Consider the following 16,305-nt stretch of genomic DNA (forward strand, 5'->3'; position numbering starts at 1 on the left):
CAGGCAAATCCGTCGCCTTTCGCCCGACCGCCACCGACGGCGTCTTCGAAGCCTGGTTCAGACATCAGAAAATACAAACCATCGACCTCAATGCCTTGCCTCGATAGATTGCAAACCTGTTCGCGATGTCTTCGCACACCTGTTCGCGATGTCCCCGGTCCAAACACCCACAAGGGGGAGGGGGATGCCGTTGCGAACGCCTAGGATACTGCTTCTCCGCCGACCGGTGATCGGCAGCGACGACAATCAAAGTCCCCCTCCCCCTTGTGGGGAGGGGTCAGGGGTGGGGGTATCTCGGCGCACAACCCCGCAATCGAAAACTCCACCGCCGACTGTCCCTCGCCTCCCCGCGACGGCCCGTCCGGTTGCGGCGGGCTGTGGCCTGTGCCAAAAGCGGCCAACCGCCCGGAGACGACGTTCCTTGAAGCACCCGCGTGACAGACGCCGCGACAGCCGCCCGCAACCGCCCCGCAAGGGCGGCACAGCGCCCGCGCCGGCGTATGGCCACGGCGAGCGACAGCAGGAGCGCAGGCCGGAGCAGCGCCCTGCCCCGCGCCAGGACCATCAGCCGGAGCCCAAGGCCGAACCGCGCATGCTTGCGCGCCGCGAAGGCGCGCTGCCGGCCGAGCGCCTGCCGCTGATCCTCGAGGTCGCGCCCAACGACGACTACGCCCTGCTCGACAGCGGCGACGGCCAGAAGCTCGAGCAGTACGGCCCCTACCGCATCGTCCGGCCCGAGGGCCAGGCGATCTGGCAGCGCGCGCTGCCGGCGAAGGATTGGGAGCGTGTCGACGCGATCTTCACCGGCGACACCGACGAGGAAGGCATGGGCCGCTGGCGGTTTCCGAAGGCGCCGCTCGGCGAGACCTGGCCGATGCGCCATGACGGCCTGTCCTACCAGGGCCGCTTCACCTCGTTCCGCCACGTCGGCGTCTTCCCCGAGCAGGCGACGCACTGGGACCACATGGCCGGCCTGATCGAGAACGCCAGGCGCCCGGTCAAGGTGCTCAACCTGTTCGGCTACACCGGCCTCGCCTCGCTGGTCGCCGCCCGCGCCGGCGCCGAGGTCACCCATGTCGACGCCTCCAAGAAGGCCATCGGCTGGGCCCGCGAGAACCAGGAAATGGCGGGTCTCGCCAACAAGCCGATCCGCTGGATCTGCGAGGACGCGATGAAGTTCGCCGAGCGCGAGGAGCGCCGCGGCAGCCGCTACGACATCATCCTGTTCGACCCGCCCGCCTATGGCCGCGGGCCCAAGGGCGAGGTCTGGCAACTGTTCGAGCACCTGCCGGCCATGACCGACATCTGCCGCTCCATCCTGACACCGAAACCGCTGGCCGTGGTGCTGACCGCCTATTCGATCCGCGCCTCGTTCTTCGCCATCCATGCCCTGATGCGCGACACCTTCGCCGGCATGGGCGGCACGGTCGAATCGGGCGAGCTCGTCATCCGCGAGAAATCGGCCGGACGGGCGCTTTCGACATCCCTCTTCTCGCGCTGGGTGGCCAAATGAGCGAACACCGCACCGGGGCGCCCGGCCGCGTCAAGGAAGTGACGAGCCTCGCCAACCCGCTGGTCAAGGACATCAAGGCGCTGGCGCTGAAGAAATTCCGCGACCAGCAGAACGCCTTCATCGCCGAGGGGCTGAAGCTGGTCATCGATGCGCTCGATCTCGGCTGGACCATCAAGACGCTGATCTTCGCCAAGTCGGCGCTCGGCAACCCGGCGGTGGAGAAGATCGCCGCGCGCACCGTTGCCGCCGGCGGCGACGTGCTCGAGGTTTCGGAGAAGGTGCTGACGGCGATCACCCGCCGCGACAATCCGCAGGCGGTGGTGGGCGTGTTCGGCCAGCGTTTCGTGCCGCTGAAGGACATCCGCCCGAAGGATGGCGACGTCTGGGTGGCGCTCGACCGCGTGCGCGACCCCGGCAATCTCGGCACCGTCGTCCGCACCGTCGACGCCGTCGGCGCCAAGGGCGTCATCCTGGTCGGCGACACGACCGATCCGTTCTCGCTCGAGACCGTGCGCGCAACCATGGGCTCGATCTTCGCCGTGCCGGTCGCCAAGGCGCATCCGGACGCGTTCCTCGAATGGCGCAAGAGCTTTGCCGGCATCGTCGCCGGCACCCATCTCCAGGGCGCTGTCGACTATCGCTCGGTCGATTTCGGCACCCGGCCCGTGCTGCTCATGATGGGCAACGAGCAGCAGGGCCTGCCCGATAACCTGGCCGGCGCCTGCGACAAGCTTTTGCGCATCCCCCAGGCCGGCCGCGCCGATTCGCTCAACCTGGCGGTCGCCACCGCCGTCATGCTGTACGAGATCCGGCGCGACGCGCTGAAGCTTTAGGAGTGCCCCCGCGTGAAGTCAGCCGCGACTTACGGATTGGTGACGGTTCTGGCGATCGCGCTCGACCAGTGGATCAAGTTCCTCGTCGAGGCCAACCTGGTCATGCAGGAAAAGGTCGACGTGCTGCCTTTCCTGGCGCTCTTCCGCACCTACAACACCGGCATCGCCTTCTCGATGTTCTCCAATGTCGGCGACACCGGCCTCATCGTGCTGACCGCCGCCGTGGTCGCCTTCGTCGCCTTCCTAGCCAGCCGGACGACCCCAGCGCAGGTGCTGTCGCGCCTCGGCTTCGCGCTGATCGTCGGCGGGGCGCTGGGCAACCTCATCGACCGCACCGTCTACGGCCACGTCATCGACTACATACTTTTCCACACGCCGGTGTGGTCCTTCGCGGTCTTCAACCTTGCCGACGTCTTCATTTCCGCCGGTGCGGCCTGCATCGTGCTCGACGAATTCCTGGCCTGGCGGCGTGGGCGCGGCGAAGAGCCGGCCCCCGGCGATTGACGCCGGCCGGCATTTTCGGGCAAGGTCCGGCCTCCGATTGTCATTGCCAACAGATTCAGCTCGGCATTTAACAAAAAATTCAGGAAGGTAGCCCCCGAGCCCAAGGTCTGCCACAATCGGTGACCATGATGCTTCAAGCGGCAGCCTCAGGCGTCGCTGAACTGTCTCTCGCCCACGCAGCGAAGACTTGCGGGATGAGATGGCGGTGGGGGAGCTCGAAGTTCGAGCAATGGGCCTAAGTGGAGAGTTGCTTGTGAAAATGCCCTTCAGGTTGGGCGCTGCGAATCAGCCGCGCTCCGCATTGATGTTCACCAAGCCCGAGCCGGTTTCCTGGCGCGAGAATTGCCCGAACAGGGGCCTCGTCCTCGGCGTGATCGCCATGACGGTGCTGATGAGCGCGACCGCCGTTTCCGCGCTCTTCGTTCTGCCCCGCATGGGCCAGTCCGCAGCCGATGCCGCGCAGGAAGCGCAGCAGGTCGCCGCCAGCCAGGCCAAGGAAAAGATCACCGCCATCGTCGCCGAACCGACCGACCGCAAGGGCCGGCTGGCGTCGGCGTCCCAGTCGCTGCTCGTCTCCGACGCAGCGGCCGCCGAGGCCACCGACATGCCGCTGGCCGCCGATCCGCGCTGGGCGGCAGTGGTCGCGGCGGGCGCGACGCAGCCGCTCGAGGCCATGCCGGAGATTCCGGGCGCCGACAAGGTCATCGCCAAGGACCCCTCCGGAACGGGCGCGCTTGCGCTGGCCGACACCAAAGCGGCAACCACCCCTGCGAGCAATGCCGCCGTCAAGGCGATCGAGGCAGAGGTGAAGACCGTCGCCGACGCCGCGCAGGGCCCGCGGCAGGCCACGATCAAGCGCTCCGTGAACATGCGCGCAAAGCCCGAGAAGGGCGGCGCCGTCATGCGCGTGATCCCGGCGAAGAGCGCCGTCGAGCTGGTTTCCTGCACGCAATGGTGCGAGATCGTCTTCGAGGGCGAGCGCGGCTACATCTTCAAGAGCTACGTGCAGTAGCGGTCGCCGCGGGCCGAATCGCAGCGACAGTTAAAATGCGACCGATCGGTCCAAACCTTCCCTAAACTCTCAACGCTAGGATTCCGTCGTGATGGCGGATTCCGGATTGAAAGACAGCAAGACGGTACAGGGCGCGGCAGGACAACCTGCCGATGCGCCCGTGCGCCGGCATTTCCTCACGCCGCCGCCGCTGGCGCCCGATCTTCCCAAGGAGCCCCCGCGCGGCCTCTACTTCACCACGCTGGTGGCGGTCCTGGTGCTCGCGGGCCTCGCCCATCTGACCGGCGCGCCCGGCTTCGTCAGCATCGGCCTCCTGATTGCAGGCGTCGCCGGTCTGGTGCTTCTGGCGCGCGGGCTCAGCGATCGCGAGCAGACCGCCAATGCGATCAGCGAAAGCACTTCCCGCAACCGCGCGCAGATGGAGACCCTCGCCGACCGCATGTGGGAACTGCAGGAAAGCGAGGAACGCTTCCGCGGCCTCATCGACGCGCTCGGCGATCTCGTCGTGCATCGCGACAGGGACGGCCGCATCACCTATGCCAACAAGGTCTTCGCGGACCTCATCGGCGAGGATCAGCGCGACCTTTCCGGCCGCGCGCTGTCGGAACTGGGCGTCGACGTCGGCGTCGTCCCGGACGCGGCCTTCGCCGCCGGCGAGTGCCTGAGTTCCACCGACGTCGGCATACGCTCCAATGGCATCGTCCGGTGGTTCTCCTGGATCGAGCTGTCGGTGCGCGACAAGGACACCGACGCGGTGTCGCATCGGGCGATCGCGCGCGACATCACCGCCCGCAAGCGCGCCGAAACCGCGCTCATCAACGCGCGCGAACGGGCGGAATATGCGAGCCAGGCCAAGTCGCGCTTCCTGGCCACGGTCAGCCATGAGATCCGCACGCCGATGAACGGTATCATGGGCATGGCCAAGCTCCTGCTCGACACCGAACTGTCGCCCGAACAGCGCACATATGTCGGCGCGGTGTCGACCTCGGCCAGTGCGCTCCTGGCGCTGATCGAGGACCTGCTCGACTATTCCAAGATCGAGGCCGGGCGGTTCGACCCCGAACCGCAGCCGATGTCGCCGCGCGAGATCGCCGACAATGTGATCGAGCTTCTGGCGTCCCGCGCCTTTGCCAAGAACATCGGCCTCGGCTGCCATGTCGCCCCGGCCGTGCCGCAGATGATCACAGCCGACCCGGGACGCGTGCGCCAGGTGCTGCTCAACCTGATCGGCAATGCCATCAAGTTCACCGATGCCGGCGGCGTCATGCTGCGGGTCGAGCGCGTCGGCGATGGCCATCCGGGCCACATCCGCTTCACCGTGATCGACTCGGGGCCCGGCCTGCGTGCCGAGGACATGGAGCGGGTCTTCGAGGAATTCGAACAGGCCGACGGCACCTCGACCCGCTCGCATGGCGGCGCCGGCCTCGGCCTGGCGATCTCGAAGCGGCTGGTCACCTCGATGGGCGGGACGATCACGGTCGAGAGCGACCTCGGGGAAGGATCACGCTTCGCATTCGAACTGCCCGCCTACGGCGCCACGGATTCCATGTCGGCCAACGAGGCCACGCTTGCCGGGCATCGCGCCGTCATCCTGTCGCGGAACGCGACCGAGGCGGCCGCGATCGCCGAAACGATCCGCGCCCATGGCGGCCGCGCCGACGTCGCCGGGACTCCGGAGCAGGCCGCCGGCTTCGCCGAAGGCTGCGATGCGCTGCTGGTCGATGCCGCCATCGAGGAGAAGGACGGGCGGGTGCTGCGGCAGTTGCGTGAAGCCGGCTTCGCCGCCAGCGAAGCCGTGACGCTGATCGCGCCCACTGATCGCGGCCTGCTCGGGGAACTGCGCGCCAGCGGCTACGCCACCTTCCTGGCGCGCCCGGTGCGCGGCGAGACGCTGCTGCGCGTGCTTTTGGCGAACAGCGGCGGCGTGCCGAGCCAACCGCCAGCCGCCAGCCGTCGCGCGGCCGCGCGGTCGCGCACGGACCGGCCGCAGGGGTTGTCGGTGCTCATCGCCGAGGACAACGACATCAATGCCATGCTCGCCCGCGCCGCGCTGGCCAAGGCCGGGCACCGAATCGATGTCGTCAACAACGGCAGGGCAGCGGTCGAGGCGGTCACGGGGGCGGCGCGCAACCGCCGCTACGACGTGGTGCTGATGGATATGCACATGCCGGTGATGGACGGGCTGGACGCGATTTCGGCGATCCGGCGCTACGAGGAACAGCATGGCCTCGGCGCCGTTCCCATCCTTGTGCTGTCGGCCGACAGCCAGGAAAAGACCCGCCACGCCGTGCTGGCGCACGGCGCCAGCGGCTTCGTCACCAAGCCGCTCGACCCCGAAACACTGATCGATCTGGTCGAACAGCGCGCTGCCGCATAGCAGCCATCTCACTGATTTTCCTAGCCGGCTAGGCGATGATCCTGACCCGCAAGTCTTGCCCGCGCCGATCGATCACGATACTGTCACAATCCTGTAGCACCGACACCGTATCCCCGCGCCAGGAGGGATGGCTCGAAGGAGAATCACCCGTGCATACAGCTTTGCCGGACAGTGACGCCCAGAAAGCCAACGGCACCAAGGTGGCGGTGCCCGTCACGCCGATTGCACCGGGTACGCCGCTCGGCCGAATCGGTACGCTCGAGGTTCGCCTCGCCCGGGACGAATCGGAGATCGCCGCGGCCCAGGAAGTGCGCTACCGCGTGTTCTTCGACGAACTCGGCGCCAGGAAGCAGGCACTGCATTCGATCGACCGGCGCGACGCCGACCGTTTCGACGACATCTGCGATCATCTGCTGGTGTTCGACACCTCGCTTGCCGGTCCGGACCACCGCCGCATCGTCGGTACCTACCGCCTGCTGCGCCAGGAGCGCGCCACCGAAGCCGGCGGCTTCTATTCCGACGACGAATTCGAGCTCAACAAGCTCATTGCCCGCCATCCCGGCCAGCGCTTCCTCGAGCTCGGCCGTTCCTGCGTGCTGCCCGAATACCGCTCCAAGCGCACCATCGAGGCGCTGTGGCAGGGGATCTGGACCTATCTCAACCGCTACGACATCGACGTCATGACCGGCTGCGCCTCGTTCCACGGCACGGTGCCGGCGGCGCATGCCGAGGCGCTCACCTATCTCGCCCACCACTGCCGCACCAGCGCCGACTGGGACGTCCGCGCCGTGGCCGGGCGCTATTGCGCCATGGACCTGATGCCGATCGAGGCGGTCAACGCCAAGTCGGCCATCGCCGCCATGCCGCCGCTGGTCAAGGGCTATCTCCGTGTCGGCGCCAAGATCGGCGACGGCTGCGTCATCGACCACGATTTCGGCACGACCGACATCTTCGTGGTCATGCCGGTCAAGGAAATCGGCGCCCGCTACATCAACTACTACGGCGGGGAACAGCGCTTCGCGGCGTAGGCCGACGCCTGCGCCTCGACGCAATCGCATCCGAACAGTGAAGCCGCGCCCGGACGCCCGCGCCGAAGCACTTGCTCCCTTTCAGCCTGCACCCATGAGGGAACGCATCCGGCGCGCCGAGGCGAACAACCGGTTGGCCGAGTTGCTCCGGTTTTCGCCCGGCGCCACCGTACCGCCCGAGAAGGCGATGTCGGAGAAGCCGATGTCGGCGAGCAACTTGCAGAGTTCGTCCGACGGCGCCTCGATGAGCAGCAGCGGCTCCGAGCGCTTCATGGTCTCGATGCCGCCGAGGATGACATCATACTCGAGCCCCTGGACGTCGATCTTGACGAAACAGGGGTCCAGTCCAACGCTGTCGAGCGGCCTGATTTCGCAGCCCATGGACTCGATTGTGAGCTGGTCGGGCCGGAAGCCGAAGACCCGTTCCGGGTTCAGCCAGCTGCTGGCTTCCTGAAGGTCCATCGAAGCAAGCCCGTCATAGACCATGTGCCGGTATTTCGGCACATGAAGGGTGAAACGGCCATTCTCCCTGCCGAGACCGAAGGGGTGGACCGTGATTTCGCGATCGCGTTCGTAGCGGGCCTCGAGCCGCCGCGCGAGGCCGGCATTGGCCTCGAAGGCATGCAGCGCCGCTTCCGGCGCGAACAGTCGGATCGACTCGATCGACTGCCCGGCATTGGCGCCGACGTCGACAAAGCTCTGCCCTTCCGGCTTCAGCCGCGCGATGATGGCGAATTCCGGTTCATGCGGCTTGCGCATGATCCGCCGCAGCAAACGCGTCACGGCTTCCTTGCCAGCCTTGGCCCCGGGAAGCTCGCTTTGGATTGCGCGGATAAGCCGATGCGGGATCATGAAGTGCCTGCGCCTTGATGCATTTGCCATCTGGTTAAGGCGCAACCGTTAAAATAAGCCTTTGTGGGCACCGCCGATCGCTCGTGCCACTAGGGCAGCATGCCCGCCGAGGGATTGCAAGGTCAGCCACAAGTTTCGGGTGCGAGATCGTTCAGGCGCTGTTCCCTGAATGCGTCCACGACATTGGGCGCCAGGGCCAGGCAGACGAGCACGCAGGCGGCCGAAATCAGCAGCCTGGCGGGTTTCCTGAAATGCCGGCCGTTCAGCAGCGCGCCAGTAAGATAGACCGCGATCGCCGCTATGCCGAAGAACAGCACCGGCCCCGGGCCGTCGCAATCAATGCCATCACCGCCCCAGGCTTTGTATTCGTTCGAGGGCATCAGCCCGAGAAAGGCGATGGGTAGCGCCAGCACGAGGACGGCATAGCCGAGAACGGCCCAAGGGCGGCGCACGCGATTCTGTTCTTGCATGACGCGATCGTCGCATTGCGCCTCAAGGCCGGCAATGCCCCCACATCGGTACCGCTTCGCGGCATATGGCCGAGATGCTCAGGGAATATCCTCGGGCCGGCGGCCGGGGCGGCTGCGATAGGCCGGAAAGGTCCAGCCGAATTTCAGCGCGCCGCCGCGCACCATGAAGGCGGCGACGAAGGCGACCACGGCCGAAACCGCGGGCGGCAGCTCGGCAAGCTCGGCGAGCGTGTAGATGCCGGCCCCGGCCATCGCGGCAGAGACGTAGATCTCGGGCTTCAGCAGTACCGAGGGCTCGCCGGCGAGGATGTCGCGGAGGATGCCGCCGAAGGTTGCCGTCAGCATGCCCATGACGATGGCGACCGTCGGCGAGCCGGTCGCGGCCAGCCCCTTCGCCGCGCCGATCGCGGCATAGGCCGACATGCCGAGCGCATCGAGCCAGAGAAGCAGCTTGTAACGGGATTCGACCCGGTGGGCGGTGAAGAAGACGAGCACGGCGACCGCGGCGCAGACCAGCACATAGGCCGGATTGACCACCCAGAACACGGGCAGGCCCAGGATGACGTCGCGGACCGTTCCGCCGCCGATTCCGGTGAAACTCGCCAGGAACAGGAAGCCGATGACGTCGAGCTGCTTGCGCGAGGCGGCAAGCGCGCCAGTGGCGGCAAACACCGCCACGCCGGCATAGTCGAGATAGAGGAGCGGATTCATGCGAGCGAATAGGGAATAGTGAGTAGCGAATAGAAAAAGGCCATGGCATCCCCCGGATCTACCGGCAGAATAGCCGCCTATTCCCTATTCGCTACTCCCTATTCGCTTGCCTATGCGTCCTTCTCGGCCTGCTCGTTCACCGGGCCGGGCTCGGCCGGCGTCTCGGCGCCATGCTTGGGGCCGCCCTTGGCGATGCCCACCATGGCCGGGCGCAGCACGCGATCGCCGATGGTATAGCCCGACTGGGCGACATGCACGACCGTGTTGGCCGGTACGTCGGGGTTCGGCACCTCGAACATGGCCTGGTGGAAGTTGGGATCGAACTTCTCGCCCTGCGGGTCGAGCTTGCGCACGCCATGGCGCTCGAGCGCGGTGAGCATGGCGCGTTCGGTCACCTCGACGCCCTCGATGAGGCTCGCGAGCCCGGCACCGCCGGCGGCCTTGGCCTCGTCGCTCACCGCCTCGATGGCGCGGCGCAAATTGTCCGACACGGTGAGCATGTCGCGGGCGAAATTGGCCACCGAATAGCTGCGCGCGTCCTGCACGTCGCGCGCGGTGCGGCGGCGCAGGTTTTCCATGTCGGCCGCGACGCGCAGGGCGCGATCCTTCAGTTCCTCGTTTTCCTTCAGCAGGCGCACGAGGGCCTCGTAGTCGCCCTCGACACCACCTTCGATCTTGTCGGCCTGGGCCTCGGCGGGCGCCGTCTCGTCCGGCGCGCGTTCGTCTTTTGCCTGGTCGCTCATCGCCATTTCCCGTTGTTCGGATCAGGTTGGAAGTTGCGCCCGATATCGAGCTTCAAATGCCAAAAATCAAGGGGCAAGGGCGAGCGGCGCCGTATGCCGCGCCGTGCACGTACGCCCCTGCGATGGTGTTCGGGGTCCGCAATTCAACGTTAATTCAACTTTTACCAAGTCGGCCGACCATTGCCCAAGGTCTCCCCAAACGGGAACCATTTGCATCTGGCAGAGTTCTACGGGCAACAAAAAGGCCCCGTCATGAAGGCAAAGCCAAATACAAAGACCCGCTCCGACAGGTTGGCTGTCAACATCAGGCGAAGCTTCGCCTCCGAAACCAATCTGCGCGTGCTCGAGTCACTGCCGGTCTTCAGGGCCGAAGGGGATCTGCCGCCGGGCTTGCAGCGGCTTCTCGACAAGCTGCAGGAAGTCGAACGCAGGCAGCCGAAAGCCTAGGTTGCTTCAATCGCCGGCACCGCGGCGCCACGCATAGCCCGCGCCTTTCGCAGGTCTGCCCGCGGCCTTCGCCGACGGCTGGTAATAAAGCGGCAAGCCGCCGCTGTTGCCTGCCTCCAGGCGTTTGAGCAGGACCGGGTGCGACACCTCGAACTCGTCAAAACCGACCCGCAGCATGTGCGGCAGCTGGTCGACGAGGACCTGGCCCGTCGCCCGCACCGCGCCGTCGAAGCCGTGGCGGCTGCGCAGGAGTTCGGCCTTCGAGAACGAGCGGCCGTCGTTGAATGCCGGGAAGGCGAGCGCCACGAGCGACAGCTGGTCGAGCAGGTCGACGATGGCGTCGAGCTGGTCGCCCGGCTGCAGCAGCACGCCCAGGCGCTCCTTCGCGCCCTCACGTTGGGTCGCGTCGAGCTCCAGGAAGGCCGGCAACGACAGGATCACGCGGCGGTTGCTCGCCAGTGCGGCCGCATCGTCGGCATGGATCCACCCGTCCTCGCGGAAACCTTCGGGGGTCCAGAGGCGGATCGCCGGTGTCGCTTCGGTCATATGCACGTTCCTAGAGAGATGCATCGGTCAGCGACTGCTCGAGACCGGAAAGGTGGATGCCGCATTCGGTCTTCGCCTGCCCGGCCCAGCGCCCGCTGCGGGCGTCCTCGCCCGGCTTGACGGGCCGGGTGCAGGGGAAGCAGCCGATCGACAGGTAACCGTAGGCGACCAGCGGGTTCTCGCGCAAGGCGTGTCTGCGCATGTAGTCGGCGAGATCCGACGTCGTCCAGCGCGCCAGCGGGTTGATGCGGAAGCGCGGCCCGACCTGCTCGAACACCGGAAGGGCGGTGCGCGTCGCCGCCTGGAAGCGCTTGCGGCCGGTGAACCAGGCCTTGAACGGCTCCACGCCGCGGGCCATCGGCTCGACCTTGCGCACGTCGCAGCAGGCGTCGGTGCTGGTCTGGTGCAGATTGCCGGTGGGGTCGATCCGCGCCAGCGCGGCCGCGTCCGGCGTGACGATCCGGATGTCGGTCAGGCCGAAATCGGCGGCAAGGGCGTCGCGATAGTCGAGCGTCTCGCCAAAATGCTTGCCGGTGTCGAGGAAGACGATCGGCAGCTTGCGGTCGACCGCGGCGATCATGTGCAGCAGCACGGCCGAATCCGCCCCGAAGGAGGAGACGGCGGCGATTTCGCCGGCAAAGCGCTCGTTTGCCGCGCGCGCGATGATCTCCTGCGGCGCGAGGCTGCCGTAGAGCGCGTCGAGCGCCGCGGCCTCGGCCAGCACCTGCTCGAAGGTTTCGGCGTCAGGCTGCCTTGGCTTCGCTAGCATACAGCGCCTCCTTGAACGGCGCCGGGCCGACACGGCGATAGGCGTCGAGGAACTTCTCCGACGCATCGCGCCTGACCTGCAGATAGGTGTCGACGATGGTCTCGATCGCGTCGGTGATCTCCTCCGGGCCGAAGCCGCGGCCGATGATCTCGCCCACCGAGGTGTGCTCGTCGGCGGAACCGCCGAGCGTCACCTGATAGAGTTCCGCGCCCTTCTTCTCGACACCGAGGATGCCGATGTGGCCGACATGGTGGTGGCCGCAGGCATTGATGCAGCCCGAGATCTTGAGCTTCAGCTCGCCGATGTCGCGCTGCCGCTCGAGCGAGGCGAAACGGCGCGAAATGTCCTGCGCCACCGAGATCGAGCGGGCATTGGCCAGCGCGCAATAGTCGAGGCCGGGGCAGGCGATGATGTCGGTGATGAGGTTCGAGTTGGCGGTGGCGAGCTCGTGCTCCACCAGCGTGTCGTAGACCGCCCTGAGGTCGGCGCGGGCGACATGCGGCAGGATCAGGTTCTGCTCGTGGCTGACGCGGATCTCGTCGAAGCCGTATTTCTCGGCGAGGTCGGCCACCGCCTCCATCTGGCTGTCGCTGGCGTCGCCGGGGGCTTCGCCGATGCCCTTGAGCGAGATCGTCACCGCCGCATAATCGGGGTTGCGATGGGTGAAGACGTTCTGGTCGAGCCACTCGCCGAAGCTCTTCGAGTCGAGCCTGGCCAGCTTCACCGCCTCGTCGCCCTCGGGGCGCGCGGCCAGCGTCGGCGGCGCGAAATAGGACTGGATGGCCGCCACGTCCGCGTCGGGCAGCTTGAGCTCGCCCTCCTTCAGCGCCTGCCATTCGGCCTCGACCTGGCGGGCGATCTCGTCGACGCCGGTCTCGTGGACCAGGATCTTGATGCGCGCCTTGTACTTGTTGTCGCGGCGGCCGTAGAGGTTGTACACGCGCAGGATCGCTGTGGTGTAGGAGAGCAGGTGCTCCTCCGGCAGGAAGTCGCGGATCTTCTTGCCGACCATGGGCGTGCGGCCCTGGCCGCCGCCGATATAGACGGCGAAGCCCAGCTCGCCGTGCTCGTTCTTCTTGAGGTGCAGGCCGATGTCGTGGGTCTGGATGGCGGCGCGGTCGCGCTCCGCACCCGTCACCGCGATCTTGAACTTGCGCGGCAGGTAGGAGAATTCGGGATGCACCGACGACCATTGGCGCAGGATCTCGGCATAGGGGCGCGGGTCGGCGACCTCGTCGGCGGCGGCACCGGCGAAGTGGTCGGCGGTGACGTTGCGGATGCAGTTGCCCGATGTCTGGATGGCGTGCATCTCGACGCTGGCCAGATCGGCGAGGATCGCCGGAATGTCCGACAGTGCCGGCCAGTTGAACTGGATGTTCTGGCGGGTGGTGAAGTGGCCGTAGCCCTTGTCGTACTTGCGGGCGATGTGGCCGAGCATGCGCAGCTGCCTGGCGTTCAGCGTGCCGTAGGGCACCGCGATGCGCAGCATGTAGGCATGCAGCTGCAGATAGACGCCGTTCATCAGGCGCAGCGGCCGGAACTGGTCCTCGGTGATCTCGCCGGCAAGGCGGCGCTCGACCTGGTCGCTGAACTCGGCGACGCGGGCCTTCACGAAATCATGGTCGAACTCGTCGTAGCGGTACATGGCTTTCTTCCGGTCAATCTTCAGGCGGCGTCGGCGGCAGGCCGTGCCTGCTTGCCGAGGTCGAGGCGGTTGGTGGGGCCGGCGGCGCGGATCACCTCGCGCAGGCGCAGCGGCTGGATGGCGCCGGCGGCGACGGTGACGTCGATCAGGTTCACGTCGACCACCTCGTTGTTGTCGTAGGCGGCCTTGCCGATCGCCTCGAGCCTGGCCTCGCCGTCCTTGTCGGAGACGATGTCGGCGCCGGCGATGGTCTCGGCCCACGTGCCGTCGGCTGCGAACCACACGGCCTCGCCGTCGGTCAGCCGGTTGGCGGTCAGGATCTTCATGCCCCTTGTCCTTCCATGGCGGCGATTGCCGCCGTCTCGTACCTGTGCGCCGAAAGCGGCTCGGAACGTTCGAAATTGGCGCCCGCCACCGCGTCGCCGATGATGGTCATGACCGGCCCGTCGAGGTCGCCACGCCCTTCGAGCGACGGCAGGTCGGCGAGCGTGCCGTGGAAGCGGCGGCGCGTATCGAGGCTGGCGTTCTCGACGACGGCGACAGCCGTGTCCGGCGAGAGCCCGGCGTCGATCAGGCGGCCGGCGACGTCGGCGGCCACCGACCGGCCCATGTAGACGGCCACCGTCGCGCCCGAGATGGCGAGCCTGGCCCAGTCGGGCAGCGAGCCGCCCTTGAGGTCGTGGCCGGTGGTGAAGACCATCGACGAGGTCACCCCGCGCAGCGTCAGCGGCAGCTCGAAATCGGCGGCGGCGGCGAAGGCCGAGGTGACGCCGGAGACGATTTCGTAAGACACGCCTGCGTCGCGCATCGCCTGCATCTCCTCGCCGGCGCGGCCGAACACCAGCGGGTCGCCCGACTTGAGCCGCACCACGCGCTTGCCGGCGCGGGCCAGTTCCACCAGCAGGTGGTTGATCTCGTCTTGGGTCTTGGAATGGCAGCCCTTGCGCTTGCCGACGGGCAGCCGCTCGGCATCGCGGCGGCCCATGGCGATGATGGCCTCGGGCACCAGCGCGTCGTGCACGATGACGTCGGCCTGCATCAGCAGGCGATGGGCGCGCAGCGTCAGCAGGTCCGCGGCGCCAGGGCCGGCGCCGACCAGCGCCACATGTCCCTGCGGCGCACCATTCTGCTCCAGGAGCGCGGCGGCGGCCTGCCTGGCCTCGGCCGGCTGGCCGTTGTCGAGCGCGCGGGCCGGAGCGCCTTCGAAGAATTCGCGCCAGAAGGCGCGGCGGACATTGCCCCTGGGCAGCAGCCGCTCGACGGCGTCGCGGAAGCCGGCGGCCAGCACGGCCAGCGCACCGAGCTGCGGCGACAGCATGCGGTCGATGCGGGCGCGGAGCATCTGGGCGAGCACGGGGCCTGCCCCTTCCGTTCCGACGGCAACGGCGACCGGCGCGCGATTGACCAGCGCCGGGGTGAAGAAGTCGCAGAGTTCGGGCCGATCGACGGCGTTGACGGCGATGCCAAGGCGGCGGGCGTCGTCGGAGACGCGGCGGTCGAGCGCCTCGTCGCCCGTCGCGGCGAAGACCATCACCGCGCCCTCGACCAGCGAGGCATCATAGGCCGAGTGGATGCGCACCGCGCCGTTGGCGGCGATCCAGTCGCGCAGCTGCGGCTCGACATGGTCGGCGATGATGCGGATCTCGGCGCTCGACTGGGCGAGCAGCCGCGCCTTGGCCAGCGCCTCGCCGCCGCCGCCAACGATGGTCACGGCCCTGCCCTCGACCTTGAGAAAGATCGGGAAGGCGTTGAGCTTGGCGTCGGCAGTCGGCATGGCGCAAGGGTTCCAGAAGACCCGCCATTTCTAGCCGCCGGCACCGAAGCGTAGAAGAAACCCACTCGCGCGCCCGAAGTTCGGAGGCAATCGCTTTTGCCTCGGCACATGAAGCGGGAGAAAATTATTCCGCGGCGGCGCAGCAGCCCCCTTTTTCGCGCTTGCGCGCGCCACGCCGGACCGACCGGTCCGGCAACTGCCGAAAGACGTAGGGTTCAACGGGTTTTTCAGCGCGGATGCAGCTTCCCGGCGCGATCGGCGCAGACACGGGCCGGAACGTCCAACCATCAGCGCACGCTTCCTGCGCGGAGGTCCTTTTTCCAATATCTACTAATTTGGTAGAATTAGCTGAAATGCGCGGCTTGCGCCGAAGACGGCGCGGAACAACCGCTGCCGAACCGCGTTCCCGAGGTGCATTGCACGCGAACGAAGCCCGACGGGCGTCAGAAAGGAGCGCATCATGGCCAACATTGTCCTCAAGCACGGGATCTGGGTGCTGGTGGCGGATGGCGAAAAGGCGTTGTTCCTGAAGAACCAAGGGGATGCAAAATATCCGAGCCTCGAGGTCGTGCGCGAGATGGAACAGGAAAACCCGCCCACCCGCGAACAGGGCAGCGACCGGCCCGGGCGCTACGGCGACGGCGGCTTCTCGGCACACAACAGCGCCGTCGACGACACCGACTGGCACAGGATCGCCAAGCAGCGTTTCGCCGACGAGATCGCCGAGCGGCTCTACAAGTTCGCCCATGCGGACGCGTTCCGGCAGATCATCCTGATCGCGCCGCCGCTGGTTCTCGGGGAATTGCGCAAGAAGCTGCACAAGGAAGTCGACGAGCGTGTCTGCGCCGAACTTCCCAAGACGCTCACCAATCACAGCGTTCCCGATATCGAATCCATGCTGCTGTCGGCCTGACCGGCGGCAATAGATCCAAGCAACGAGGCGACGGCGCCGGCAGCATATCGCCGGCGCTTTTTTTGCCTTCAGCCAAGTTTCTTGCCCGGCAAGGGTTGCGCATGGCTGCTTGCGTCCACCATATTGGATTTGCAGCGGATTTCACCGCCGCGCCCCATTACATCGCAA

The 16,305-nt window shown here is 67.0% G+C and carries 17 protein-coding genes; 8 read left to right on the forward strand and 9 right to left on the reverse strand.

Annotated elements, in window-relative coordinates:
* Window positions 1-421 precede the first annotated feature (421 nt).
* From J2X50_RS19490 to J2X50_RS19515, 6 genes are all read left to right on the forward strand, one after another.
* Window positions 422-1,513 (forward strand): class I SAM-dependent methyltransferase, encoded by a 1,092-nt coding sequence (locus J2X50_RS19490; RefSeq protein WP_429097507.1) that lies wholly within the window; start codon window positions 422-424, stop codon window positions 1,511-1,513.
* Window positions 1,510-2,346, forward strand: a complete 837-nt coding sequence (locus J2X50_RS19495) for a TrmH family RNA methyltransferase (RefSeq protein WP_429097509.1) — start codon at window positions 1,510-1,512, stop codon at window positions 2,344-2,346. The genes J2X50_RS19490 and J2X50_RS19495 overlap by 4 nt, the downstream gene beginning before the upstream one ends.
* A 12-nt stretch (window positions 2,347-2,358) precedes the next feature.
* Complete coding sequence (gene lspA / locus J2X50_RS19500; RefSeq protein WP_429097510.1) at window positions 2,359-2,850, forward strand: signal peptidase II; 492 nt, start codon at window positions 2,359-2,361, stop codon at window positions 2,848-2,850.
* Window positions 2,851-3,109: 259 nt separating this feature from the next.
* Window positions 3,110-3,862: an SH3 domain-containing protein gene (locus J2X50_RS19505; protein WP_429097512.1), complete on the forward strand. Its 753-nt coding sequence runs from the start codon at window positions 3,110-3,112 to the stop codon at window positions 3,860-3,862.
* 88 nt (window positions 3,863-3,950) lie between these two features.
* On the forward strand, window positions 3,951-6,239 hold the full coding sequence (locus J2X50_RS19510) for an ATP-binding protein (protein WP_429097513.1): 2,289 nt from the start codon (window positions 3,951-3,953) through the stop codon (window positions 6,237-6,239).
* A gap of 161 nt (window positions 6,240-6,400) precedes the next feature.
* Window positions 6,401-7,267, forward strand: coding sequence for a GNAT family N-acetyltransferase (locus tag J2X50_RS19515; RefSeq protein WP_429097675.1), 867 nt, complete (start codon window positions 6,401-6,403; stop codon window positions 7,265-7,267).
* A gap of 81 nt (window positions 7,268-7,348) precedes the next feature.
* Here J2X50_RS19515 and J2X50_RS19520 read toward each other — a convergent pair whose 3' ends face one another.
* The 4 genes from J2X50_RS19520 to grpE form a co-directional block, all read right to left on the reverse strand.
* On the reverse strand, window positions 7,349-8,050 hold the full coding sequence (locus J2X50_RS19520) for an FkbM family methyltransferase (protein WP_429097515.1): 702 nt from the start codon (window positions 8,048-8,050) through the stop codon (window positions 7,349-7,351).
* Window positions 8,051-8,241: 191 nt separating this feature from the next.
* Entirely contained in the window at window positions 8,242-8,589 is a 348-nt protein-coding gene (locus tag J2X50_RS19525; RefSeq protein WP_429097516.1) for a hypothetical protein, read from the reverse strand.
* Between the two features lie 78 nt (window positions 8,590-8,667).
* A complete protein-coding gene (locus tag J2X50_RS19530; RefSeq protein WP_429097518.1) occupies window positions 8,668-9,300 on the reverse strand; it encodes a trimeric intracellular cation channel family protein in 633 nt (210 codons plus the stop codon).
* Between the two features lie 110 nt (window positions 9,301-9,410).
* Complete coding sequence (gene grpE, locus J2X50_RS19535) at window positions 9,411-10,043, reverse strand: nucleotide exchange factor GrpE (RefSeq protein ID WP_429097520.1); 633 nt, start codon at window positions 10,041-10,043, stop codon at window positions 9,411-9,413.
* Window positions 10,044-10,253: 210 nt separating this feature from the next.
* On the opposite strand from grpE, the gene J2X50_RS19540 reads away from it, so the two are divergent.
* Window positions 10,254-10,490, forward strand: coding sequence for a hypothetical protein (locus tag J2X50_RS19540; RefSeq protein WP_429097521.1), 237 nt, complete (start codon window positions 10,254-10,256; stop codon window positions 10,488-10,490).
* A gap of 6 nt (window positions 10,491-10,496) precedes the next feature.
* Here the strand turns inward: J2X50_RS19540 and J2X50_RS19545 are convergent, their stop codons facing one another.
* The 5 genes from J2X50_RS19545 to cysG are packed head-to-tail and all read right to left on the reverse strand — an operon-like array spanning window position 10,497 to window position 15,224.
* Window positions 10,497-11,036 carry a DUF934 domain-containing protein gene (locus tag J2X50_RS19545; RefSeq protein WP_429097522.1) on the reverse strand — a complete coding sequence of 180 codons (540 nt, stop codon included), beginning with the start codon at window positions 11,034-11,036 and terminating at the stop codon, window positions 10,497-10,499.
* A gap of 10 nt (window positions 11,037-11,046) precedes the next feature.
* On the reverse strand, window positions 11,047-11,805 hold the full coding sequence (locus J2X50_RS19550; RefSeq protein WP_429097524.1) for a phosphoadenylyl-sulfate reductase: 759 nt from the start codon (window positions 11,803-11,805) through the stop codon (window positions 11,047-11,049).
* Window positions 11,780-13,450, reverse strand: coding sequence for a nitrite/sulfite reductase (locus J2X50_RS19555; protein ID WP_429097526.1), 1,671 nt, complete (start codon window positions 13,448-13,450; stop codon window positions 11,780-11,782). The genes J2X50_RS19550 and J2X50_RS19555 overlap by 26 nt, the downstream gene beginning before the upstream one ends.
* A gap of 20 nt (window positions 13,451-13,470) precedes the next feature.
* Window positions 13,471-13,776, reverse strand: coding sequence for a DUF2849 domain-containing protein (locus tag J2X50_RS19560; protein ID WP_429097528.1), 306 nt, complete (start codon window positions 13,774-13,776; stop codon window positions 13,471-13,473).
* The gene (gene cysG, locus J2X50_RS19565) at window positions 13,773-15,224 is read right to left on the reverse strand and encodes a siroheme synthase CysG (protein ID WP_429097530.1); all 1,452 of its coding nucleotides are present in this window, start codon (window positions 15,222-15,224) and stop codon (window positions 13,773-13,775) included. The genes J2X50_RS19560 and cysG overlap by 4 nt, the downstream gene beginning before the upstream one ends.
* Window positions 15,225-15,684: 460 nt before the next feature.
* Between cysG and J2X50_RS19570 the strand changes: the two genes are divergently transcribed.
* On the forward strand, window positions 15,685-16,137 hold the full coding sequence (locus J2X50_RS19570) for a host attachment protein (RefSeq protein ID WP_429097532.1): 453 nt from the start codon (window positions 15,685-15,687) through the stop codon (window positions 16,135-16,137).
* Window positions 16,138-16,305 lie beyond the last annotated feature (168 nt).

The organism is Aminobacter sp. BE322 (assembly GCF_050433525.1).
Taxonomy (GTDB): domain Bacteria; phylum Pseudomonadota; class Alphaproteobacteria; order Rhizobiales; family Rhizobiaceae; genus Aminobacter.